Annotated in this window: 27 protein-coding genes and 2 rRNA genes (1 of these 29 only partly in view); 1 reads left to right on the top strand and 28 read right to left on the bottom strand. The window is 41.3% G+C overall.

From position 1 onward, the window contains the following. Positions 1-86 precede the first annotated feature (86 nt). The 16 genes from DV702_RS13985 to metG form a co-directional block, all read right to left on the bottom strand. Positions 87-311 (bottom strand): anti-sigma-F factor Fin, encoded by a 225-nt coding sequence (locus tag DV702_RS13985; protein WP_114925306.1) that lies wholly within the window; start codon positions 309-311, stop codon positions 87-89. Between the two features lie 53 nt (positions 312-364). Further along, on the bottom strand, positions 365-931 hold the full coding sequence (gene pth, locus DV702_RS13980) for an aminoacyl-tRNA hydrolase (RefSeq protein WP_114925305.1): 567 nt from the start codon (positions 929-931) through the stop codon (positions 365-367). A gap of 81 nt (positions 932-1,012) precedes the next feature. Then, the gene (locus tag DV702_RS13975) at positions 1,013-1,639 is read right to left on the bottom strand and encodes a 50S ribosomal protein L25/general stress protein Ctc (RefSeq protein WP_205407185.1); all 627 of its coding nucleotides are present in this window, start codon (positions 1,637-1,639) and stop codon (positions 1,013-1,015) included. 98 nt (positions 1,640-1,737) lie between these two features. Further along, positions 1,738-2,697, bottom strand: a complete 960-nt coding sequence (locus DV702_RS13970) for a ribose-phosphate diphosphokinase (protein ID WP_114925303.1) — start codon at positions 2,695-2,697, stop codon at positions 1,738-1,740. 27 nt (positions 2,698-2,724) lie between these two features. After that, positions 2,725-4,083 carry a bifunctional UDP-N-acetylglucosamine diphosphorylase/glucosamine-1-phosphate N-acetyltransferase GlmU gene (gene glmU / locus DV702_RS13965; RefSeq protein ID WP_114925302.1) on the bottom strand — a complete coding sequence of 453 codons (1,359 nt, stop codon included), beginning with the start codon at positions 4,081-4,083 and terminating at the stop codon, positions 2,725-2,727. A 270-nt stretch (positions 4,084-4,353) separates the two neighbouring features. After that, positions 4,354-4,641, bottom strand: a complete 288-nt coding sequence (gene spoVG / locus DV702_RS13960) for a septation regulator SpoVG (protein ID WP_114925301.1) — start codon at positions 4,639-4,641, stop codon at positions 4,354-4,356. A 275-nt stretch (positions 4,642-4,916) separates the two neighbouring features. Then, positions 4,917-5,294, bottom strand: coding sequence for a RidA family protein (locus DV702_RS13955; RefSeq protein WP_114925300.1), 378 nt, complete (start codon positions 5,292-5,294; stop codon positions 4,917-4,919). After that, the gene (gene purR / locus DV702_RS13950; protein ID WP_114925299.1) at positions 5,282-6,124 is read right to left on the bottom strand and encodes a pur operon repressor; all 843 of its coding nucleotides are present in this window, start codon (positions 6,122-6,124) and stop codon (positions 5,282-5,284) included. The genes DV702_RS13955 and purR overlap by 13 nt, the downstream gene beginning before the upstream one ends. Positions 6,125-6,180: 56 nt before the next feature. Then, positions 6,181-7,047, bottom strand: a complete 867-nt coding sequence (gene ispE, locus DV702_RS13945; RefSeq protein WP_114925298.1) for a 4-(cytidine 5'-diphospho)-2-C-methyl-D-erythritol kinase — start codon at positions 7,045-7,047, stop codon at positions 6,181-6,183. 157 nt (positions 7,048-7,204) lie between these two features. After that, on the bottom strand, positions 7,205-7,378 hold the full coding sequence (locus tag DV702_RS13940; protein ID WP_114925297.1) for a small, acid-soluble spore protein, alpha/beta type: 174 nt from the start codon (positions 7,376-7,378) through the stop codon (positions 7,205-7,207). Positions 7,379-7,517: 139 nt separating this feature from the next. After that, positions 7,518-7,784: a biofilm formation stimulator Veg gene (gene veg, locus DV702_RS13935; protein ID WP_009499413.1), complete on the bottom strand. Its 267-nt coding sequence runs from the start codon at positions 7,782-7,784 to the stop codon at positions 7,518-7,520. A gap of 126 nt (positions 7,785-7,910) precedes the next feature. After that, complete coding sequence (rsmA, locus tag DV702_RS13930; RefSeq protein WP_114925296.1) at positions 7,911-8,804, bottom strand: 16S rRNA (adenine(1518)-N(6)/adenine(1519)-N(6))-dimethyltransferase RsmA; 894 nt, start codon at positions 8,802-8,804, stop codon at positions 7,911-7,913. Continuing rightward, positions 8,797-9,363, bottom strand: a complete 567-nt coding sequence (gene rnmV, locus DV702_RS13925) for a ribonuclease M5 (RefSeq protein WP_114925295.1) — start codon at positions 9,361-9,363, stop codon at positions 8,797-8,799. Before rnmV ends, rsmA begins: the two co-directional genes overlap by 8 nt. A 138-nt stretch (positions 9,364-9,501) precedes the next feature. Continuing rightward, complete coding sequence (locus DV702_RS13920; protein WP_114925294.1) at positions 9,502-10,740, bottom strand: G5 and 3D domain-containing protein; 1,239 nt, start codon at positions 10,738-10,740, stop codon at positions 9,502-9,504. 125 nt (positions 10,741-10,865) lie between these two features. Beyond that, entirely contained in the window at positions 10,866-11,633 is a 768-nt protein-coding gene (locus DV702_RS13915) for a TatD family hydrolase (RefSeq protein WP_114925293.1), read from the bottom strand. A gap of 446 nt (positions 11,634-12,079) precedes the next feature. Continuing rightward, a complete protein-coding gene (gene metG, locus DV702_RS13910) occupies positions 12,080-14,071 on the bottom strand; it encodes a methionine--tRNA ligase (protein WP_114925292.1) in 1,992 nt (663 codons plus the stop codon). A 268-nt stretch (positions 14,072-14,339) separates the two neighbouring features. Here metG and DV702_RS13905 point away from each other — a divergent pair, with 268 nt between their 5' ends. Continuing rightward, positions 14,340-14,615, top strand: coding sequence for a transition state genes transcriptional regulator AbrB (locus DV702_RS13905; protein ID WP_114925291.1), 276 nt, complete (start codon positions 14,340-14,342; stop codon positions 14,613-14,615). Positions 14,616-14,668: 53 nt separating this feature from the next. On the opposite strand, the gene rsmI is transcribed toward DV702_RS13905, so the two are convergent. The 12 genes from rsmI to DV702_RS13845 all read right to left on the bottom strand — a co-directional run. Continuing rightward, positions 14,669-15,544, bottom strand: a complete 876-nt coding sequence (rsmI, locus tag DV702_RS13900; protein WP_114925950.1) for a 16S rRNA (cytidine(1402)-2'-O)-methyltransferase — start codon at positions 15,542-15,544, stop codon at positions 14,669-14,671. Further along, positions 15,544-15,807 carry a GIY-YIG nuclease family protein gene (locus DV702_RS13895; RefSeq protein WP_114925290.1) on the bottom strand — a complete coding sequence of 88 codons (264 nt, stop codon included), beginning with the start codon at positions 15,805-15,807 and terminating at the stop codon, positions 15,544-15,546. Before DV702_RS13895 ends, rsmI begins: the two co-directional genes overlap by 1 nt. Further along, the gene (locus DV702_RS13890) at positions 15,794-16,534 is read right to left on the bottom strand and encodes a tRNA1(Val) (adenine(37)-N6)-methyltransferase (RefSeq protein ID WP_114925289.1); all 741 of its coding nucleotides are present in this window, start codon (positions 16,532-16,534) and stop codon (positions 15,794-15,796) included. The genes DV702_RS13895 and DV702_RS13890 overlap by 14 nt, the downstream gene beginning before the upstream one ends. 58 nt (positions 16,535-16,592) lie before the next feature. After that, a complete protein-coding gene (yabA, locus tag DV702_RS13885; RefSeq protein WP_114925288.1) occupies positions 16,593-16,952 on the bottom strand; it encodes a DNA replication initiation control protein YabA in 360 nt (119 codons plus the stop codon). A gap of 13 nt (positions 16,953-16,965) precedes the next feature. Then, complete coding sequence (locus tag DV702_RS13880; RefSeq protein ID WP_114925287.1) at positions 16,966-17,793, bottom strand: PSP1 domain-containing protein; 828 nt, start codon at positions 17,791-17,793, stop codon at positions 16,966-16,968. Next, on the bottom strand, positions 17,786-18,796 hold the full coding sequence (gene holB, locus DV702_RS13875) for a DNA polymerase III subunit delta' (protein WP_162805813.1): 1,011 nt from the start codon (positions 18,794-18,796) through the stop codon (positions 17,786-17,788). The genes DV702_RS13880 and holB overlap by 8 nt, the downstream gene beginning before the upstream one ends. A 65-nt stretch (positions 18,797-18,861) precedes the next feature. Beyond that, positions 18,862-19,302, bottom strand: a complete 441-nt coding sequence (locus tag DV702_RS13870; RefSeq protein ID WP_114925286.1) for a YaaR family protein — start codon at positions 19,300-19,302, stop codon at positions 18,862-18,864. Between the two features lie 17 nt (positions 19,303-19,319). After that, positions 19,320-19,649: a cyclic-di-AMP receptor gene (locus DV702_RS13865; protein WP_114925285.1), complete on the bottom strand. Its 330-nt coding sequence runs from the start codon at positions 19,647-19,649 to the stop codon at positions 19,320-19,322. 54 nt (positions 19,650-19,703) lie between these two features. Then, positions 19,704-20,345 (bottom strand): dTMP kinase, encoded by a 642-nt coding sequence (gene tmk / locus DV702_RS13860; RefSeq protein WP_114925284.1) that lies wholly within the window; start codon positions 20,343-20,345, stop codon positions 19,704-19,706. Beyond that, the gene (locus DV702_RS13855; RefSeq protein WP_114925283.1) at positions 20,342-21,787 is read right to left on the bottom strand and encodes an aminotransferase class I/II-fold pyridoxal phosphate-dependent enzyme; all 1,446 of its coding nucleotides are present in this window, start codon (positions 21,785-21,787) and stop codon (positions 20,342-20,344) included. The genes tmk and DV702_RS13855 overlap by 4 nt, the downstream gene beginning before the upstream one ends. 74 nt (positions 21,788-21,861) lie before the next feature. After that, positions 21,862-21,977 (bottom strand): 5S ribosomal RNA (gene rrf / locus DV702_RS13850). Positions 21,978-22,294: 317 nt separating this feature from the next. Further along, positions 22,295-23,830: ribosomal RNA gene (locus tag DV702_RS13845) — 23S ribosomal RNA — on the bottom strand; it runs 1,391 nt beyond the window's last position.

Raw genomic sequence — 23,830 nt, 5'->3', positions numbered from 1 at the left:
GCGTAGCTACTCACTCTAGCAATTTTATTTACCACTTATTTAATATGCACAAAAAGCTTTGGCTATATGCACCAAAGCATCTATTGCTATTGTAACCATTTCTTTAATGTATAGTAATCGGGGAAGGTCTTCAATGATTGTTCACAATGCTCACAAATACATTGTATATATGCTCCATGCTCATTAATCGTTAGAAAAGATGTATTTTCCCCTTCATCCAATGCTTTTATTTGACGAATAACAACTTCTGCCGCGTCTAATGGAATAGAACCGATTTCCGAATCACAGTGACTGCAAGAATAGCGGATCACGCGTCCTCACCTTCCTTTTATGAAAGTATAGGCAAAGTACCGCGAAATTATGCTTACGAACCGTTAAACTTATTCATCACTTCAAGGAATGAGGGATTCTTTATCCACTCTTCACAGGCATCCGCACTTTTTTGTACAGCTTCTTCAATCAATGACTGCTCCTCTTTGCTAAAAGGGGACAATACGTAGTCAGCGACTTTCATACCGCCTGTCGGTCGATCAATTCCCATTCTGATTCGATTAAACTCAGACGTTCCTAAATGTGCAATCAGCGACTTCATTCCATTGTGGCCACCCGCACTGCCTTTTTGGCGAAGTCGAATCTTTCCCGCAGGTAAATCGAGATCATCATATAAAACGACTAACTCATCGTCGTCAATTTCGTAATAATCCGCTAACGGGCGTATACATTCACCAGACAAGTTCATATACGTCATCGGTTTCACTAAAATCACTTTACTACCCGCTGTATGAACCGTCGTGTATTCTCCATTAAATTTCTTTTGAAATGCTGGAGCCTGCCAGCGCTTAGCTAATTCGTCAATTACTTGAAAACCGATATTATGACGTGTTTTTTCATAAGCTTTTCCTGGATTGCCAAGTCCGATCAGTAATTTCATTTCTTCTCTTCCTTTTCTTAACAAACTATATATACATAGAAAAGGAGCGCACGTTACAAACTCGTGCGCCCATTTCCCTATTTATTCTGCTTCTTTGTCTTCGCCGATCACTTCAGGCTCTGCATCTCCGTCAGCCGTCTCATCCAACGCTTCCATCTCTGCTTCTGTACGAGGAGCAGATACAAGTACAAGTGTATCTTCATCATCATTCAAGATTTCATAAGCTGCCTTCGTGCGAATATCACTTACAAGAAGTGTATCACCGATCTGCAGTTCTGAGACATCCAAATCAATGGACTCTGGAATATCTGAAGGCTTGACTCGGATCGTTACTTCACGAATTGGTTGTTGAACGATTCCGCCTTCCTTTTCACCTGGTGATTGACCGACTAGATTAATGACGACTTCTACTTCAAGTTCTTCCGTCATGTTAATCGCCAAGAAATCAGCATGTGTAATATTGCCTTTTAAAACATCTGATTGATAATCGCTCAACACGACATTTACATCTTTGCCGTCTACGTTCAACTTAATTACACCGTTTCTTCCTGTTTCACGAAGCGTATCGATTAAGTCACGCTCTTTTACTGAAATTGGTGTACTCTCTGTTTTGTAGCCATAGACTACGGAAGGAATCCATCCGTCATTTCGTAATTGTGCTAATGTTGTTTTGTTAGTTTCTCTTAAGTTCGACTGCATTGTGCTCATTTGTATAGTCACCTTTCCTTTAAAAAAGTTTTTTCTACCTCTTGAAACATTCAATACCAGACGACATCAGGTAACTTGTCATCAATCATATCTTTGCATCATTCAAATAATGTACTTACAGACTTCTTCTCAAACACACGGATGATTGCTGATGCCAATAGCGGCGCAATCGATAGTTGTTTGATCTTTGGAGATTGTTTCGTGTCCGGTAATTCGATTGAATTCGTGATGACTAATTGCTTAATCTGAGAATTATTGATCCGCTCGATGGCAGGACCAGATAATACCGGATGTGAACAGCAAGCATACACTTCTTTTGCTCCACTTTCAATCAAGGCGCTTGCAGCGATTGTAATCGTACCTGCTGTATCGATGATATCATCGATCAGAATTGCTGTTTTACCTTCTACATTTCCAACAATATTCATTACTTCTGCTACGTTCGGACGTGGACGACGTTTATCAATAATCGCAATCGGTGCTTTCATACGATCCGCCATTTTACGAGCCCGTGTAACGCCACCATGATCAGGTGAGACGATGACTAAATCATCCCCTACTAAACCTTCACTTTGGAAGTATTCAGTCAAGATTGGCTCGGCAATCAAGTGATCGATTGGAATATCAAAGAATCCTTGAATCTGTGGCGCATGCAAATCTACCGCAATCACACGATCCGCACCTGCTGTTTCTAGTAAGTTTGCCACTAATTTAGCTGTGATTGGTTCACGTGAACTCGCTTTACGATCTTGTCGTGCATAGCCATAGTAAGGTAATACCACATTGATTGTACGCGCAGAAGCACGCATCAAGGCATCTAGCATAATGAGAAGCTCCATCAAGTTGTCGTTGACCGGATTAGAAGTGGATTGAATAACAAATACTTCACAGCCACGAATACTTTCATCGATATTGATTTGGATTTCTCCGTCACTAAAACGTTTGACTGAGCATTTGCCGAGCGGAAGCCCGACGTGATCTGCTACTTCTTGTGCAAGGGGTTCGTTTGCAGTTAGAGAAAATATTTTCAGTTTTTCGTTTGGATAATGATTTGCCATGATGGCCCTCCTGTTAGTTGGGTAAGATTAGTTTTTTACGTATCCTTCTTTATTCTCTTGCCGAACGCGTGCAATTGCAAGTGAATTTTCCGGCACATTTTTTGTAATAGTGGATCCAGCCGCTACAATCGCGTTTTTCCCCACTGTCACCGGCGCTACTAAGTTGGCATTGCAACCAACAAAAGCATTGTCTTGAATTTCAGTCTTATGTTTATTTTTGCCGTCATAGTTGACAGTAATCGTACCGCAACCAATATTCACATTCTGACCAATTTCCGTATCGCCAATATAACTTAGGTGGGATACTTTACTGTCATCGCCAAGCTGCGATTTCTTTACTTCGACAAAGTTACCGACTTTGACGTGATTGCCTAATTGAGAGTCGGGGCGTAAGTGTGCAAATGGACCAACGGCTGTCTCATTTCCAACTTGGCTATCTCGCACCACTGATGAATGAATCGTGCTATAGTTACCGATTGAGCTATTCTGAATATGACTGTTCGGACCAATCACACAATTCGATCCGATCGTCGTTGCACCTTCAATGAGTACACCCGGTTGCAGAATCGTATCGCGACCGATTTTTGCATCAGCACTAATGACTGTTTGCTCTGGCGCAATAATAGTTACGCCGTTACGCATATGTTTTTCAGCTAGTAAAAGGCGCATACTTTTCTCTGCCTGCGCTAACGCCACGCGGTCGTTCACTCCGAGAGTTTCGTGGAAATTAACAGTCGTATAGGCGGAAATACGTTCACCTTCAGATTTTAAAATACCTAATACATCCGGCAGATAGTATTCACCTTGCGCATTTTCATTGTTAACTTTTTTTAACGTATCGAACAGCACACGGTTATCAAAGCAATACGTCCCTGTGTTAATCTCTTTCACACTACGTTCTTCGTCAGTTGTATCTTTATGTTCGACGTTTTTAATAACGTCACCATTCTCTGCACGAATGATTCGACCATACCCTGTCGGATCATCTGCAATTGCAGTAAGTATTGTAGCTTTTGCTTTGGTTTCATGGTGATGTGTAAGCAGTGCTTTCATCGTCTCACTACTGATCAACGGGGTATCACCGCAAACGACTAATGTAGTACCGTCCAAATCGCCAAGTACAGTTTCTGCCTGCAACACCGCATGCGCCGTCCCCAGTTGTTCTGATTGCAACGCATATTCGCTTTTGCGACCTAATGTTTTCTCAACCATCTCTGCACCATGACCGACAATAGTGACGACGCGACTAGCATCTAAATCACGAATATGATCGATCACATGCTCTACCATCGGTTTGCCGCAGACTGGGTGAAGAACTTTATATAAATTAGACTTCATCCGAGTCCCTTGCCCTGCGGCTAGGACGATAGCATACGTGTTTGTCATTTGCCAGCCTCCATCCTTAATTCATAATTGACTATATCGGAAATGACAGTTTTTTTCAAGTATACTCTCTTGACAATTGCATGGCTTTATTTTATGATTATTAATCTTTTTGTTCGTGCAAGCCAATGAGTACACTGCTTTTTCACTAACAGGAGTATTTCCGGTTTACCCCTTCTTATAAATTTAAAACTAATCAAAAGGCCATCTACTCGAATAGATGGCCTTTTGATTGATACGACATATGAAAACGCTTTCTCATCATATATTCATTTATAACGCTGCTTCTTCAAGTACCCCTTGTGTTTCACCTACTTGATGATAGGCAGCTAAAATTGATTCTTGAACTTTTGTTCTCGCATCTGAATTAATAGGATGCGCGACATCGCGGAATTCTCCATCTGGCGTTCGTTTGCTTGGCATAGCTACAAATAATCCGTCATTCCCCTCGATGACTCGGATATCATGGATGACAAACTGATTGTTCAGCGTAATAGAAGCAATCGCTCTCATTCTGCCCTCTGTGTCAACCTTGCGTAATCTTACATCTGTGATCTCCATTTTCTCCACTCCCCTGTTGTCAATTGTTCACGATGTACTTATTCTAGGTTCTTTGATAAATCCCCTTTACAAAACTAGAATACACGTGATGATTCTATGATACTATCTTTGCTTTGTAATTAAAATAGAATTTTTGTGAATTTTTAAATTTATGTATATAATTTGAATAGAATTCAAACTTTTAGACTATATGTGTACTTATAATTATTTTCATCCCAAAAAAATAAGCTCCATATTGTCTAGTACGACACTATGGAGCTTATAGTTAGTAGATATTATGATTCACAAATCGCCATTGCTTCAATTTCTACACGTACATCTTTTGGAAGTCTTGCTACCTCGACTGTAGAACGTGATGGTTTATGATCACCGAAGTGTTTTTCATAGATCGCATTTAATGCTGCAAATTCATTCATGTCTTGAATGAATACAGTAGTCTTAATTACTTGTTGCATACTAGAACCCGCTTCTTCTAGCACGTTACGAAGGTTATGAAGCACTTGGTTGGTTTGCTCTTCAATCCCGCCAGCTACTACTTCACCTGCAGCAGACAACGGAATTTGCCCGGATGTATAAACGATTCCGTTCACTTTTACTGCCTGCGAATAAGGCCCAATTGCTTGTGGCGCTTGATCTGTTTTTACGTATTCCATATATCATTTCCACCTCTCGTAAAGTAGTTACCTTCTTCTAACTCGATTTTTCTATGTTTCTCATCCACTGCGTGCAATTTGACTAACGAAAGATAATCATCTACTAGAACTTCTTCTAAATGTTCAGCTTCAACTAGCACCGCTACACCGGCAAGCTCACAATTAAACTCTTCCAGCAGACTCTTCATCCCTAGCATCGTGCCGCCGACTTTCATAAAGTCGTCAGTTAACAGTACTCTCTGTCCACTTTGCATGCTTCTTTTTGAAAGAACCATTGTTTGGATTCTCCGAGCTGAACCCGAGACGTAGTTAATACTGACCGTGGAGCCTTCTGTCACTTTACTATCCCGGCGCACTACTACTACAGGTACATTTAGATGACGCGCAATTGCATGGGCTATCGGAATACCTTTTGTTGCGACTGTCATAATAGCGTCGATTTCTGCATCAAAAAATGCAGTCGCAATGACTTTGCCGATTCGATCGAGAAACTTTGGATTTCCCAACAAATCAGTCATATACAAGTAACCGCCCGGTAACAGACGATCGGAATTTCTCAACTCATCCATTAAGGAATGAATAATGTCATTCACTTCTTCCCGACTAGCTATCGGAATATATTTAATGCCACCAGCTGCCCCAGATATAGTTATTAACCTTCCTGTACCGCTCTCTTCAAAAGTTTCCTTTAAAATACCGAGGTCTTCACTAATCGAGGATTTAGCGGCAGCATACCTGTTAGAGAAAAACGTTAAAGAAATGAGAGTGTGCGGATTCTCTAGTAAATGGCGTGTCATGTCGACTAGCCTTTCACTTCTTTTCCACTTCATAATACCGACTCCTAAATCCGAATGATTTATAAGTACATTAGCATAATTGTACGGTATTAATCAACTAGAATACGTTCTCCTAGCGTACGTACAGCATGTACATCCTGACAAAAACCTTTAAGAGCATTGACTATTCTAGGCACCCGTGATTCATGACGAACTAAGCCGAAAACAGTGGGTCCACTACCGCTCATCAATACCGCATCAGCGCCAAAACGTTCCATTTGTTCTTTCAGCATAACGACTTCTGAATGTAAACTCATCGTAACCGGCTCCAAAACATTTCCTAACGATGCACACATCTTTTCGTAATTACCTTCTTCTAAGGCTTCTATCATCGCCTCGGTCTGTGGATGTTCAATGGTTTGCAAATTGAGTTGTCCATAAATATTTCCTGTCGAAACACCGATAGACGGTTTGGCCAATATAACCCAACAATTTGGCGGTGATGGTAAATGCGTAATGTTCTCTCCTCGTCCGCGTGCAATAGCTGTACCGCCATACACACAAAAGGAGACATCCGAACCAATCTCTGCTCCTAGTACGGCTAGTTCATCTAGCGACAAGCCTAGATCCCATAAACGATTCAACCCACGTAATGTAGCAGCTGCATCTGAACTTCCTCCTGCAAGACCTGCAGCAATAGGAATATTCTTATCAAGTGTTATTTCCACGCCATGTTTTAGTCGATAACGCTTCCTAAGCAAATCAGCTGCTTGGTAAGCCAGATTTTTTCGATCATTCGGCACAAAGCGATGCGAGGACTTGATTGTTATCGCGCGATCAGTAGTCGGTCGAAGCCAAATGCGATCTGCCAAGTCTACAGTCGTCATGATCATTTCGACTTCATGATAGCCATCTTGCCGTTTGTTTAGCACGTCTAATGTTAAATTAATTTTTGCAGGTGCCTTTTCGTAAATCATGATAAAAGCTCCCTCCCCCACAGCATGTTCTTGCTCATTATATTACCACACAATGGGTAGAACAGAGGAAGAATAAATAAAAAAAAGAACTGCAAAGCATTTTCGCTTTTGCAGTTCACTCTGTCAGCCTATATTGGATTGTCTGGACAATGATGAATTACTTCTTCTCTTCCATCTGCTTGCTTGCCATTTCAATTGCACGTTTTACCATATTTCCTGCATCACGTGAACGAATACCGCCCCAACCTTCTTTTTGCACAACGTCGTAAAAGCCAAGGTCTTTTGCGATTTCTTCTTTTAATTGATCTGACATAACACCTTTTCTTGCCATTGACGTTTCCTCCTTTTCGGCTGACGTCCGTAGTATGTGCCGAACTTTGAAAATTAGCCTACGTAAACGAAAGAAACAAAAAATCCGCCGGAAGACTCGGGCGGATTCACTAGAAAATAATTTAAAATTGCATGATGAATTATTTGATGATAAAGGCCGTTTGGTCTGCACCATCGAGAATTGTTATTTCAACCGCTTCGGTTAAAATATCTGCATAGCTGTAAGAAACTCTTTCAAACGCATTGTCATCCTGGTCTAACTCCACTACGAAAACAGCACGATACGTATCGCGCAAAACTCCAGCATGCTCGATCGTTTTCTTACGACCGCCATTTGCTTTTAAATGGAGACGTTTCCCTAAATGGGCATCCAGTGACTTTTTAATGTCTGCTAATGTTTTTGGCATGTTGCTTACACCTCACTAAATACTAGCATAACATTTTTTAGAAGTTCTGTCAACCAAATTTTTTATTTTAACAGTACAGCTATACTTTTGTCAATCACTTTACAATGAAAAAAATTTTTATCTTTACTAAGCCTGTTTTACCTCGCCGAAATAGGGGTATAGTGCATTGGCAAGTTCAATAAACTCGGGTATGGAAAGTGTTTCTCCTCTTCTTACTGGATCAATTCCCGCGGTCTCGAACGCTTGTTGGATCAGCTCTTTCTTCTCTTTACCGTCTGGAAGAGAGGTTTGCAAGTTATTCCACAGTGTCTTTCGGCGATGGACAAATGAACCTTGCGTAACACGGAAAAGGAAGTCTTCATCTACTACATCAGTATATGCTTCTTCTTTGCGAGTTAAACGCAAAACGGCAGATTCTACATTTGGCTGCGGTATGAACACTGTCTTGGGCACGATCATAGACACTTCAGCATCCATGTAGTATTGCACAGCAATAGAAAGTGAACCATAAGCTTTTGTGCTAGGTACAGCTGTAATCCGATCTGCTACTTCTTTCTGCATCATGATTACTAGCTGCTTCACTCTAGCCTTTTCCATTAAAAACTTCATAATGATTGGAGTCGTAATATAATAAGGCAAGTTGGCTACAACGACTATATCGGCATAGTCAGCAAACTGTTCTTCTATGACTTGGTGCAAATTTGCTTTAAGTACGTCTTGATGAAGCACAGTCACGTTAGGATAGGGTGACATCGTGTCTTCTAGTACAGGAAGCAATCGTCCGTCTATTTCAAACGCTACTACCTTTCCGGCCTGACGTGCCAAATGCTCTGTCAGTGCACCGATTCCGGGACCTACTTCAATTACACCTGTAGTTTTAGTTATGTCGGCATGAGAGACGATATTTTGTAACACATTGGAATCTACTAAGAAGTTTTGCCCTAAACTCTTTTTGAATGAAAAACCATGCTTTTGTAAAATTTCTTTCGTTCTCATCGGTGTTGCGATGTCTTTATACATCTGTTTTCATTGCCTCCTCGTCGAGAACTTTAATCGTTTCACTGAGTTGTTCCAATGTAATACGGAACATTTCTAAACGCTTTTTTAGTCCTTTACCATTTACTTGACCAATCTGTAATAACTCACTCAGCCGTTCACGTCGTTTCCTAGAGTCGGGATGACCAATAAGCCTGGCTTCCATCAGAAGCACCATTGGAATCTCCTCTAGTGTATGCTCACTGACTGTGTAAACAGAAGCCAATGCTTGACGAATCGCTTCATCGCTCGCATGCTCAATACCTAGCCCGCGTCCGTTTTTGGCAATGGTTTCTTTCTTCGGAAGGAACGCATGCTTCACATCTGGTACTTGCTCTTCAACAATTGCCCGGATTCGTCTTCCCGGAAAGTCCGGATCGGTAAAGACAATTACTCCGCGTGTTTTTTGTGCATGACGGATTCGTTCAATAGTTTTCGAATTAATAGCAGAGCCATTTGTTTCAATCGTATCTGCACCTGTTGCTCTTTTGATAGCGATAGTGTCTGATTTTCCTTCCACTACAACTACTTCTTCTATATTCACAGGATTCCTCTTTTCTTCACACATCATTCTTTCTATTTTACTGTTTTTTTGCACAAGGCACAACCATGCTGTTTTGCAACTCCTATAAATAGAAAAAACCGGCAAGAAGAATAATCCTTCTTTACCGGTAGATAGTGATTAGTTAATGACTTTGATCTTCACTTGACGGCGTCCAAATTGGTAAGCTGCCTCTTTTGTCGGCATGTGTAAATCGATACGGTTACCTTTAATAGCGCCACCCGTATCTCCCGCAATTGCATATCCGTACCCTTCAACCCAAACTTTTGATCCTAGTGGAATCACTCGTGGATCTACCGCTATCAACTTCATGTTTGGATTGGCACGCAAATTGACACCTGTAGCCGTTATTCCAGAACATCCTGTACAGTAAGCAGTATACGCGCTTGCGTTAGCGTAAAACTCTTTGCCGCCACCGCTTGGTTCATTGCTTCGTGATACACCTACATTAGCACTTTTTGCTGTTTGTGCTTTATTTGTAGATTTAGCTGTATCAGCGCTAGCAACTACAACTTTCGCACCTACATTTACTACTTTATGTGTTGGTTCTTCAACGACTTGTTTACTAACTAATTCACGTGAAACAATCTTACCGTTCTTTTTCGTGATGACAAATTTTTCTTGTACTTTACCTTTTTTACCTTCAGTCGTAACTTTTTCTTGACCTTTAAGCATAGTAAGATCTGTTTTTCTCTTTACTTTAAAGTCAGCTGGTACTTCCACAACATCGGTGACCTTTTCTACTCGTGCAATAGATACCACTGCATTAGACGATGTAAGCTGTGCTTTTGAATCGCCTTCTACTTTATCCAAATTATTCAAACGGATATTTTGATCCTTTAAAAAGTCAGCGACAGTAGTCGAAGTTGACCAATGTTTACTTTCTTTGCCGCCATCTTTGACAGTAACTTGAAATGCTTTCGCAACTGTAATTGGCTGATTGTCTGAAACTGCGGTTGATAAAGCTGGTTCTACCTCATCATGTGTAGTGACTTCGATAGCCGCTTCTTTCAATACTTCTTGAACAGTCTTTTTCGTTGTCCATAATTCCTGTGTGTCTCCATCAACTGCAACTGCTACTTTCTTTGCTTCTTCCCACTGAATAGCTAACCCATTCTCAAGTGGTGTTGTCATTGCTGGTTCTACGTGATCATGCGGCTTTACTTCCACATCCTGTGCAGCAAGTACTTCCTCAACTGTTGATGCTGCAGTACGTAATTCTATTTGCTTGCCATTAAGATCTAAAGTGACATTCTTCTTTTTTCCGTCAATCAATGCGAGTGACGTAGTTGTGATGAATAAAGCCAATGCAATAAGTAAAACTGCAATGCGTTTACCCTTCGTGTTCTTCTGTGACATGAAAAATTTTCCCCTTTCATTACTCGGCTGAGTATATAGCGTTTATTTTCACCTGTCAAACCATTAAACTACTAAACATTAAAAGTGTGTGACAAATATTTGTCCACTACATCGTTATGCTAAGCTTATTTCATACGAAAAAGAGCTATAGCATTTTTTGTTGTTTGCTCAGCAACTTCCTCAACCGATATCTCTTTCAATCGTGCAATTTCTTCTGCCACTAGTGGAACATATGAAGGTTCATTGCGCTTTCCTCGGTACGGATGCGGTGCTAAATATGGAGCATCTGTTTCAATTAATAACTTCTCTAACGGAATTTCAATCGCCACTTCTTTAGGCATTCTTGCATTCTTGAATGTAACAGGACCTCCAAGTGAAATAAGAAAATTCATGTCAATACATTGTTTGGCAGTTTCAACGCTTCCGCTATAACAATGCATAATGCCTCCCACTTCTCCTGCCGCTTCTTCTTGTAAAATACGCACTACATCGCCTGTTGCATCGCGATTATGAATAACAATTGGTAAATTCACTTCTTTAGCCAATCTAATTTGTTTGCGAAACAGCTCTTGCTGTATATCTTTCGGTGATTTATCCCAGTGATAGTCTAGGCCCGTTTCACCAATACCAACGACTTTTGGGTGTACTGATAATTCTTTTATCCATTGTAGATCTTCTTCTGTACAATCCACTGCGTCCACAGGGTGCCAACCAATCACTCCATAAATAAACGGATATTTTTCGATTAACTCCATCGCGATCGTAATAGTCTTCGTATCAAAACCAACCACGACCATCTTTTCTACTTTCGCCTCGATTGCACGTTGGATAACTTCTTCTACATCGTGTTCGTATTGATCTGCATTCAAGTGGACATGTGTATCAATAAACATCTCATCTCTCCTTACACTGTTTCCTATTCTATAATTTTTGTTTATTACTTTCTTCTCATTTATGTTACAATTGTATTACAAAGAGATTAATTATTCAGTCGACGATTTCGCAATCTCTGTCTAATGACTCATCCATTTATACTCTTTAACATCCTCCACTTCAAATTCTCACAACAATAAAAACTATCGTAACTTCTCTATTTTATTTACTAGCTTTTTTGTCGTAGTGAGTAATAAATATTTTTCTCACTTCTGATATAATAACGAAAAATGCACTTTCGTTTATGCCGTTGAATCCCAAACCTTCAGCATCCACACCACAACAGCTGGTACATCAACCCACTCTAAAATGATCCACCAAAAAACGCTTCCATAAAAAAAGACCATCACAGAAAGTCAGATACTACTGACTTCCTGGACAGCCTCTACAGCTTTAAAAGAAATTATTATTTTACTTGTGCACCATTTTCCAACGTCTGATCAACTGTCGCTAATTTAAGCACTCCATCTTTTTGCCCCGCAAGAATCATCCCTTGAGACAGTTCACCACGTAACTTTACTGGCTTTAAATTCGCAACAACGATTACCTTCATTCCTACAACGTCTTCAGCTTTATAAAATTCAGCAATTCCCGACACTACTTGGCGCTGCTCATATCCTAAGTCCACTTGTAGTTTCAATAACTTATCAGCTTTCGGCATCTTTTCACATGCAGTGACTGTAGCCACACGTAATTCAACATTCATAAAGTCATCGAAAGTGATTTCATTCGACTCTTCTATCTCTTCTGTTTCTTCCTTCATTTCAGCTGGTGCGGTAATCGCCATTTGCTGACGAATGTATTCCACTTCAACCTCTGCTTCTAAACGAGGGAAAATCGGTACACCTTTATTAATAACAGATGTGCCGGCTGGAATAACATACCCTTCTTGCAACGTATCCCAGCTAAGTGAATCTTGGGAAAGACCTAACTGTTCTACTATTTGTTTTGGCGCGTTCGTCATGAACGGCTGTAAAAGAACGGCTGTATGATGTAACGATAAGACTAAATGATACATAACAGATGCCAATTTCTTCTGATTTTCTTCAGTCTTCGCCAATACCCAAGGTGAAGTTTCATCAATATATTTATTTGTACGAGAAATCAATGCCCAAACATCCGCCAGCACTACGCTAAACTGCATTTTCTCCATAGAGTTCTCATACTTTACGACCGTTTGTTGAATCATAGCTCGTAGCGACTCGTCAAACTCTGTCGCCTCCAAGTCTTCATTCAAAACAGCACCGTCGAAGTATTTATTAATCATAGAAATCGTACGGTTCAATAAATTCCCTAAATCATTCGCCAAGTCATAGTTAATCCGCTCTACGAAAGCTTCTGGTGAAAATACTCCATCTTGTCCAAACGGCAGTTCGCGCAATAAGAAGTAACGAGTTGCATCCAAGCCAAAACGCTCTACTAACATTTCAGGATAGACTACATTTCCTTTAGACTTCGACATTTTTCCGTCTTTCATCATGATGAAGCCATGCGCAAATACTTTTTTCGGCAGCGGCAAATCAAGTGCCATCAAGAAGATTGGCCAATAAATTGTATGGAATCGTACAATATCTTTTCCTACAACATGAACATCCGCCGGCCAATACTTTTTAAATAATGAGTCATCATCCGACATATAGCCAAGTGACGTAATGTAATTTGTTAAAGCATCCACCCACACATAGATTACATGCTTTGGATCTCCAGGAACTTTAATTCCCCAGTCAAATGACATACGAGAAACAGAGAGATCTTCTAAGCCTGGTTTGATAAAGTTATTAATCATTTCATTTTTACGCGATTCAGGCTCGATAAACGTTGGATTTTCTTCATAGTACGCTAACAGACGATCCGAATACTTCTTCATATTAAAGAAATACGATTCTTCCTCTACGCGTTGTACAGGTCGTCCACAGTCCGGACAATTCCCTTCATCAAGTTGAGATTCTGTAAAATATGATTCACAAGGTACACATTTCCATCCTTCATACTTGCCTTTGTAAATATCGTCGTTATCCAAAAACTTTTGGAATATCTTTTCAACAACATCTTTATGACGATCTTCTGTTGTGCGTATTAAATCATCGTAGGAAATGTCCATCAGCTTCCACGTATTCTTTGCGGTATCAGCAATTTGATCTACATAAGCAAGTGGGGACAACCCTTCTTCTTCGGCTTTCTCTTGAATTTTCTGCCCATGTTCGTCCATGCCTGTTAAAAATCTGACATCGTAGCCGCGTAGTCGCTTATATCGTGCCATAGCATCAGAAGCGATTGTTGTATAAGCTGTCCCTATATGAAACTTTCCACTCGGATAATAAATGGGTGTTGTAATGTAAAATGTTTTAGATTGATTCTCCACACGAAATTCCTCCAAATAATTAATGTATGCTTTCATTTTATCGGATGTTAGGCAAAAGTGCCACGTTATCAGCCGATTCTATATAATTCTTCTCTTTTTAAAGGATTACAGTAAATGTCTTTACATCAAAAAGACCAATTATATTACATCTTTTACCTATCAAAAAAGTGATAAATAATAATAGTCTTATTTTAAGTTATGATGATTGACGGTTATTGGAAGAGTTGGTATGATAACTATTAGTCAAGAGAATTATGTCGAATTTTGACGAATAGAAATATAGAATGTAGGAGGAATTCTTGTCATGAAATCTACTGGAATCGTAAGAAAAGTTGATGAATTAGGCCGCGTTGTGATCCCCATAGAATTACGCCGCACACTTGGTATTGAGCAAAAAGATGCGCTAGAAATATACGTAGATGATGATAAAATCATCTTGAAAAAGTACATGCCTAATATGACATGCTCCATTACAGGAGAAGTCTCAGACGATAACCTTCGTCTTATTGATGGTAAACTAATTCTAAGCCCTGAAGGCGCAAAACAGTTGATTCAAGAAATCGAACAGAAAATCAATTAATCAAAAGGGATCTTGGACGTTCATTCGTTCAGGTTTCTTTTTTGCTTTTACCGTCATTCTACGTGATATGCTTGATAGACATCACGTTTACTGAGCTCTCGCGCTTCCGCCACTTCACGTATAGCCTCTTTTGAGCGTATGTCTTTCTGTTCGATTACATGCTCTACATGCTCTTTTATTGTAAGCTCCTTCCACCAAACATCAACTGATTGTTCTTGTACATGCTGATTGCCCTCGACTACCAAACAAAACTCACCTTTAATCTCATTCGACTCAGCCCATTCTAACGCTTCGCTCAATGTGCCTCTTAACAACTCTTCAAAGCGTTTAGTCAACTCACGCGCCATCACAATCTTTCGTTCTTTTCCGAACTGTTCCACTAATGCTTTCAACGTTTGCTTTAAGCGATGAGGTGCTTCATAAAATAACAATGTCTCTTCGTAGCGTTGCAGTTTCTCAAGTTGGTTCTTTTGTTCTTTCTTTTGTCTTGGTAGAAATCCCCAAAACAAAAAAGGCTGCGGAGTAATTCCAGAAGCGACTAATGCTGTAACCGCGGCATTCGGTCCGGGCACGGGAACAACCGCCAATCCTTCGGCAATAGCCAGTTCAACAAGATCAGCCCCAGGATCCGAAATACAAGGCATGCCTGCATCACTGACAATAGCTACATCTTTCCCATTTTGCAGATGTTCTATAATCTTATCCCCTGCTATTCTTGTATTATGTTCATGATAACTAATCATCGGTGTATGAATATCGAAATGATTACAAAGCTTAACCGTATTTCGTGTATCCTCTGCAGCAATAAAATCTGCTTCTTGCAAAATACGAATTGCACGGTATGTCATGTCTTCCAAATTGCCAATAGGGGTACCAACGATAAACAACTTCCCTCTATCTGTTAGTTCTGCACTTTTTTGTGAAGTAATCATTCTGACCTCTCCTTTCGAATATACTGCTCTTTTTGCGCACGGTTTAGTTTCTTGAATCGATACTCCATTTGCATGGCTTGCCTTTTCGTTTCATATGCCTGGTAGTACACATAATGCACAGGTAAACGCCCTCTTGTGTATTTCGCCCCTTTTCCTTCATTATGTACATGTAGACGTCGTTCTAAGTTGTTCGTATATCCTGCATAATACGAACCATCTTGACATTCTAACACATAAAAAAAGTGTTCACTCATCGCCATACAATAAGAGCCTCACTTCATTAGTATATTCTCCATCCTCTGTATAAACATATAAGGGGGGCAGAATTTTCAAATCTGGTTTTCCGTCTTTAATCGCCTCGATTAATAGAGTATTAGCTTCCTTTCCTTCTTTCGGATACACAAAGCGAATACGTTTCGGTTCTAGTCTATTTTGTCGCATAGACGTAAGAATATCCATTAGTCTACCTGGACGATGAACGAATGCTGCTTTCCCACCCTGTTTCAACAGCTCACTAGCTGATTGCACAGCTTGGTCAAGTGTCAATTCAACTTCATGACGCGCAATGGTGTAATGCGTACTTTTGTTTTTGGTACTAGCATCTATAGCTGGAAAATAGGGTGGATTGCATGTAACGGCGTCATACGCTTCGTAGCCTATTTTCTTCGCAATCCCTATGACATTATCTTGGACGATCGTTATTCGTTCATCCAACTTATTATAAGCTACACTTCTCTTGGCCATATCCGCAAGCCTTTCCTGTAATTCAATTCCTGTAATGTTCACCTTAGTACGGGCACTTAAAAACAATGGAATTGCTCCGTTTCCCGTACATAAATCCACAATCTTCCCCTTAGATATCGGTATAGAAGCAAAACGTGATAGTAACACTGCATCTAATGAAAATGAAAAAACAGAAGGACTTTGTATAATACGTAAGTCTTCCGCTAATAAATAATCCAGTCGTTCATCATCTTGTAAATTCATTACATTCTCTCCTCAATCAAAAGAAAAAGCCAATACCTAAAAATAGGAATTGACTGTTTCAACCGTTCTGTTTATTTAAAAATGACAGACAAAACAAACAATCTTCGCCCTTACGACTGCTACCGTAATGGACATTACATACGTGAAAACCTTCATTGTACAAGCGTGCTAGATTATCTACACCTTCACCGACATCTAACTTTCTTGGACGCTCTTCACGCGTGGTCTCTTCTATCTGCTGCGTAATCCTGTCGATCTCGTCCAGCCGCATTCGTAAATGATGGTTTTCCAGACGAAGCGAGTGGTTTTCTTCAGTCATTTCAGCAACAAACCCAATGAGTTCCCTGAATTTTTTTTGCATAGAATCCAACTGTTGTTCGAACTCCATTACTCTGTCAAGAAAGTTCACTTCTTTCAACTGTTCCACCTCATCATTTCGTCAATTGAGCCATTTCCTCTTGTAAATGCTCAATCTCACTCCACGCATATTCTAGTACCCTTTCAAAGGCCGGCATATTCACTTGCAATATGCGCTCCAATAAATTCAATCCTACTACTTTGCCTATACCGTCTGGCGTAACTACTTGTTTACCGATGTCTGGCATTTGGGCTTTAGCATCTTCGTATTCATCATTTTCATACTTCAAACAACACATAAGCCTACCGCAAAGACCGGAAATCTTTGAGGGGTTTAATGACAGATTTTGATCTTTTGCCATCTTAATGGACACAGGCTCAAAATCACCTAAAAATGTTGAACAACAAAGCATTCTTCCACAAGGCCCAATACCGCCAAGCATCTTCGCCTCGTCACGTACACCAATCTGGCGCAACTCAATTCTGGTACGGAAGATGGATGCAAGATCCTTTACCAAGTTACGGAAGTCTACGCGACCTTCAGCAGTGAAGTAAAAAACAATTTTGTTGCGGTCAAATGTATACTCCACATCAACCAATCTCATATCCAGCTGATGCTCTATCACTTTTTCAACACAAACTTCAAAAGCTTGTTCTGCTTCCTGTTGATTTTCTTTCACACGTTCACGATCACTCTCGTCTGCAAGACGGATGATCTTCTTCAATGGCAAGACAACATCTTCATCATCTATTTCATTACTTCGACTGGCCACTTTTCCATACTCTACACCTCTTGCCGTTTCGACAATGACATAGTCACCAATTTCTATAGCTAAATCTAGAGGATCGAAATAATATAATTTACCCGCCTTTTTAAAACGGACGCCTACGACTTTAAACAAACAATAACCCCTCCTGCATAGTAAGCACCAATTGTTCTAGTAAAAGCGTACGATTCATATTTTGATGCAATCGTTTTTTTGCCTGCAAGATGGCATCTATTTTCACAGTTAAACTGCTATACGCATTTTTAACAGAGTGTCTGGTGAAGAGTTCTAGTTGATCGGGATACGCGATGGTTGACTGCAATCCCGCTTTCACCGCAACAATATCACGGTAAGCACAGAGAAGCAAGTCAATTCCCTGTTCGCAATCACTCTTTTCTTTCATTAAAGGCATCCAGTCTGTCTGAATGAACAACAACGCTTCTCCTGGCGATCGTTGTTCAATTGCCTCTACTAATTTTAACACTAATCTTCGTCTCTGTACAAAGGAATCTTCTTGCGCCATTTCATATGCTTCATTTGCATTTGCTGTCATCATCGTAACTGTGGCCGCCATAGATGGTGTAACACCTTTAGCAACAAGACTTTCCATTATATGTTGTCGATTCATTGGTTGTAAGGAAATACGCTGACAGCGAGATTGAATCGTTGACAAAATAGATTGATAAGAATCCGTTAAGAGGATTGCCGTTACATTTCCCTCAGGTTCTTCAAGGAACTTCAGTAATGTATTAGCTGCAGATGTATTCATTCGTTCTGCATTGGCTATCACGTATACTTTGCGACCTTCCTCATAACCTTTCTTCGTCATCTTCATAATCAAGCTAGACATCTGCTCTTTTTTTATATCCTGTCCATCGGGTCTAATTAATACAACATTAGGATGATTACCTGAATCTATCCTTTTACATGAGTTACATGTTTCACATGGAACATTTCCCTTCGGATTCATACAAAGCAAAAGTTTAGTAAAATAGAAGGCAACTGCTTCTTTTCCCACTCCATGTGTGCCATCAAATATATAGGCATGACCAATACGTTTTCTCTCATAAATGGCTTGTAAACGTTTAGTAATTTGTTGTTGAGACTGCAGTGCTTGCGCTTGCATCGTATCTAACATGCAATCTCCTCCTTATTGTTCACATGTTGCAAAAAACCCCGTACTACAAGTGTTGTAGCACGGGATTACGTATATAAGTTGATAAGAAGTCCCTTGATCTCGCCGATTTTTGCCAGCAGGTCAATGGATGTCTCTTCTTCATCTAATAATGCTTCAGTCAGTGCAATTAGTTTTTCGTCTATTGTGCGAACAATCTTCAACCGACGTCCGTCACCGAATTGATTCCACGTATGGGACTGTTTTAGTTCAATGCCAGATTCGACAGCTTCTTTTAAAAATCGTTTAATCAGCATTTTATACTTTGCCATATCACGCAGATTACGTGATCTAGCTAGCCGATCCCCCGCTGTTGAAATATCCCCAAATAAACGAGTAATTTGTTCGCCTTGTAACCGTGCTCCTTGTTTCTCCACCATTTGACCAAAGCGCGCATTACCTGTCTGTTGGCGAAGCGAGTCTGGCGGAAGTTTATCCATTCCTGTCCGGAAATCACCATTGACTTTCATCGACGTTCACCTCAATATCAAAAATGGTGGAACTGTTCAATTGGCAAGACAAATACCGTGGCTCCGCCTACTTCAACTTCTATTGGATAAGGTATATAGGAATCCGCATTACCGCCCATCGGTGATACAGGTGCTACCATCTGATCACGCGAACGACAATTTTCACGAATCAAGTCCAACGCTTTTGACACTAACTCATCTTCTACACCCATCAAAAATGTAGTATTTCCTGCACGAAGAAATCCGCCTGTACTAGCTAATTTCGTATTCCGAAAATCACTTTTAGTTAACGCAGAAGATAATCGGTTACTATCTTGGTCCTGTACGACTGCTACAATCAGTTTCAATGTACTCTCCCCTTTTTCCGATTTCTTATAAAAATAGTGTTCCTCACTATTATATCATGAATCTCTATGCTTGTTGACTTCTGAACTTATAATTTCCCAAACATTTTCGACAACTTCCGATTGTGGTTTCCGCGCATCAACTACGCGGAATCTTATTTCATCATTACTTATTACTTTTTGATAGCCTTCATACACTCGCTGATGAAACTCTATTGTCTCAAGATCTAAACGATTTTGTTCTCGGTCTTTATCTTTCCAAATTCTCTCTAAACCAACTTCTGGTGGTACATCAAAAAAAACGGTGCAGTCAGGCATATGTTCACCTATCGCAAATAAATTAATGGCGAATACTTCATCTAAACCTAACCCCCGTGCGACACCTTGATACGCTAATGAACTATCAATAAAACGATCGCATAGTACGATCTTTTCTGATTCAATAGCAGGCAGAATCTTTTGCACTAAATGTTGACGTCGCGCAGCCGCGTATAGTAACGCTTCCGTCTTGCCATCCATCGCCTGATGAGTGGAATCTAAAATCACTTCACGTATTTTCTCAGCGATTGGGATTCCACCAGGCTCTCGCGTCACCATCACTTCATATCCTTGATCTTTCAAACGTCTAGCCACTTCTTGTAATACAGTCGTCTTGCCTGCTCCTTCTGGTCCTTCGAAGCTAATGAACAATCCTGTCATAGTAAAACATCTCCACCCTCTTCAACAACTACTTTTAGTTGATTGGTCTTTAAGTCGACAGCTCCTTGAAAGTGACTTCCTGCCACAATCAATGTCTTCATATACGTAATATGTTCTTGTAAAATCCGCTCACCCGCGCAAAGTAATGGAATTCCTGGTGGATAAGGCACAATCGCCTCTGCCGCGACAAAACCAATAGCCTGATCCATATTACACCATATCTTTTTCATTTCGCTTAACTTTTTCGTGTGATAGGCAGTAGTTGAAATCGCCGGGATGTAGCCTAAATTGCTAGGCGGCACTGCACTTTTCTCAAGCAGTTTCAGTGATTCGACCGCCATTCTGCATTTCTCGACTAATTTCTTTTGGTGACTATTATACCCTACTTTTAATAGTGGCAATATCCATAACACCTGATACAGATCAGCCAATTCTGTATAAATCCCTTGCTTTTCTAACGCTTCTTGTACCATAAATCCAGTATACCCTTCCACACGTACTAACAATTTTACAGGATCATCCGTCTCTATTACGTAAACATTTGGAACATCTTGTAAATTATTTAACAGCACTTGGCGATACACCTGAAAAAACATTCCATCCTCTGCCGTATAAGAAGCTGCATAGTAACGTGCATCATCTAAAGATGCCATGATTACATAGGACGGACTACTGGACTGCAACATATGCAAGAAGTGCGCAACTCTTTCTATACTAACAAGTTCTGATTTGACATGTAAAAAAGAACCCATCGTCATAGCAGGCAATGTTTTATGTGCAGATTGAACTACCACATCTGCGCCTAATTGCAATGCGCCGTCGGGAAATATTGTATCTGCAACAAAGTGTGCACCGTGCGCTTCATCTACTAATACAGGAATACCTTTCGCATGACAGCAACTAATAATTTCTTTTAATTCTTTATTGACCAATCCGTAGTAAGTGGGGTTTGTAAAAATAGCTGCTTTTACATCAGGAAATTGGATAAGTGCTGTCTTAACACTTTCTCCTTCTACACATCCAGCAGTCTGTGTAGATTCATCCCATGTAGGAGATAGAAATATCGGTTTGGCACCAGTAAGTTCTAACGCATGAAAGATAGATTTGTGTGCATTTCTCTGTACTAGTACCCTATCGTTTTGTCCAACTGTCGCATATATCATAGCTAAATTTCCAACAGTTGATCCATTCACTAAAAAGAAACTCCGCTTACTGCCATATAACTTTGCTAATTTTATCTCTGCATGCTGTATTGCTTCTTGCGGCTCATGTAAATCGTCAAGTCCTGTCAACTCCGTCACGTCGTAAGCCAATGCTTGTCGCAGTTTGCGAGGCAATCCAGACAAAGTTCCGTGTTTATGGCCGGGCACGTGAAATGAATGATGCTTCTCTTCATAAAAGCTTTCAAGTGCTTGAACGAGTGGGCGATCTTTATATGTCATCTGCTACACCTCTCTTTTTCAATGAAAACACAAAAAAGCCATTCACTATGAAAACATAGTGAATGGCTTCGCTTGCCCAGCAACGTCCTACTCTCACAGGGGGAAACCCCCAACTACCATCGGCGCTGAAGAGCTTAACTTCCGTGTTCGGTATGGGAACGGGTGTGACCTCTTCGCTATCGTTACTAGACTGTTGAGTTGTTCACTCAAAACTGGATAAAAGACATTGGGTTGTTCAAGTAACTGCTTCTGCTTTTCGTGTTGTCCAGCTAAATCGACCAGATGCTCGGGTCATAAGTCAGCTTGGCTGCGCGACAAAAACCGTCGCTTCGCCAATCCGTCTTATGCCTGTCGTATCTAGACGGTCGATTTAACTTTTCATTTTGTCCAGCTTCAGCAGCCAGATGCTCGGGCCATAAGTCAAAGCTGTTTCGTGGTAAAGAGCACCACTGCACATCTTCGCCTTATGCCTGCCGCATCTAAACGGCTGCTTCCGCTTTTCAATAATAGGTTAAGTCCTCGATCGATTAGTATCTGTCAGCTGCACACGTCGCCGTGCTTCCACCCCAGACCTATCCACCTCATCTTCTTTGAGGGATCTTACTTACTTGCGTAATGGGAAATCTCATCTTGAAGGGGGCTTCATGCTTAGATGCTTTCAGCATTTATCCCGTCCATACATAGCTACCCAGCGATGCCTTTGGCAAGACAACTGGTACACCAGCGGTATGTCCATCCCGGTCCTCTCGTACTAAGGACAGCTCTCCTCAAATTTCCTGCGCCCGCGACGGATAGGGACCGAACTGTCTCACGACGTTCTGAACCCAGCTCGCGTGCCGCTTTAATGGGCGAACAGCCCAACCCTTGGGACCGACTACAGCCCCAGGATGCGACGAGCCGACATCGAGGTGCCAAACCTCCCCGTCGATGTGGACTCTTGGGGGAGATAAGCCTGTTATCCCCGGGGTAGCTTTTATCCGTTGAGCGATGGCCCTTCCATGCGGAACCACCGGATCACTAAGCCCGTCTTTCGACCCTGCTCGACTTGTAGGTCTCGCAGTCAAGCTCCCTTATGCCTTTGCACTCTACGAATGATGTCCAACCATTCTGAGGGAACCTTTGGGCGCCTCCGTTACTCTTTAGGAGGCGACCGCCCCAGTCAAACTGTCCACCTGACACTGTCTCCTGCCCGGATCACGGGCATGGGTTAGAAGTCCAATACAGCCAGGGTAGTATCCCACCAATGCCTCCTCCGAAGCTGGCGCTCCGGAATCAAAGGCTCCTACCTATCCTGTACAGGCTGCACCGGAATTCAATATCAGGCTACAGTAAAGCTCCACGGGGTCTTTCCGTCCTGTCGCGGGTAATGCGCATCTTCACGCATATTATAATTTCACCGAGTCTCTCGTTGAGACAGTGCCCAGATCGTTACGCCTTTCGTGCGGGTCGGAACTTACCCGACAAGGAATTTCGCTACCTTAGGACCGTTATAGTTACGGCCGCCGTTTACTGGGGCTTCAATTCAGAGCTTCGCTTGCGCTAACCCCTCCTCTTAACCTTCCAGCACCGGGCAGGCGTCAGCCCCTATACGTCACCTTACGGTTTTGCAGAGACCTGTGTTTTTGCTAAACAGTCGCCTGGGCCTATTCACTGCGGCTCTCTCGGGCTATTCACCCTACCAGAGCACCCCTTCTCCCGAAGTTACGGGGTCATTTTGCCGAGTTCCTTAACGAGAGTTCTCTCGATCACCTTAGGATTCTCTCCTCGCCTACCTGTGTCGGTTTGCGGTACAGGCACCTCCCGCCTCGCTAGAGGCTTTTCTTGGCAGTGTGAAATCAGGGACTCTGGAGACAATTCTCCTCGCCATCACAGCCCAGCGTTAGATGAAAACGGGATTTTCCTCGTTTTCCGCCTCACTGCTTAGACACACAACCAACTGTGTGCTCACCCTATCCTACTGCGTCCCCCCATTACTCAAACGGCGGGGAGGTGGTACAGGAATATCAACCTGTTGTCCATCGTCTACGCCTATCGGCCTCGACT

It is taken from the genome of Sporosarcina sp. PTS2304, assembly GCF_003351785.1.
Taxonomy (GTDB): Bacteria; Bacillota; Bacilli; order Bacillales_A; family Planococcaceae; genus Sporosarcina.
This window is presented reverse-complemented; position numbering and strand designations above follow the sequence as displayed.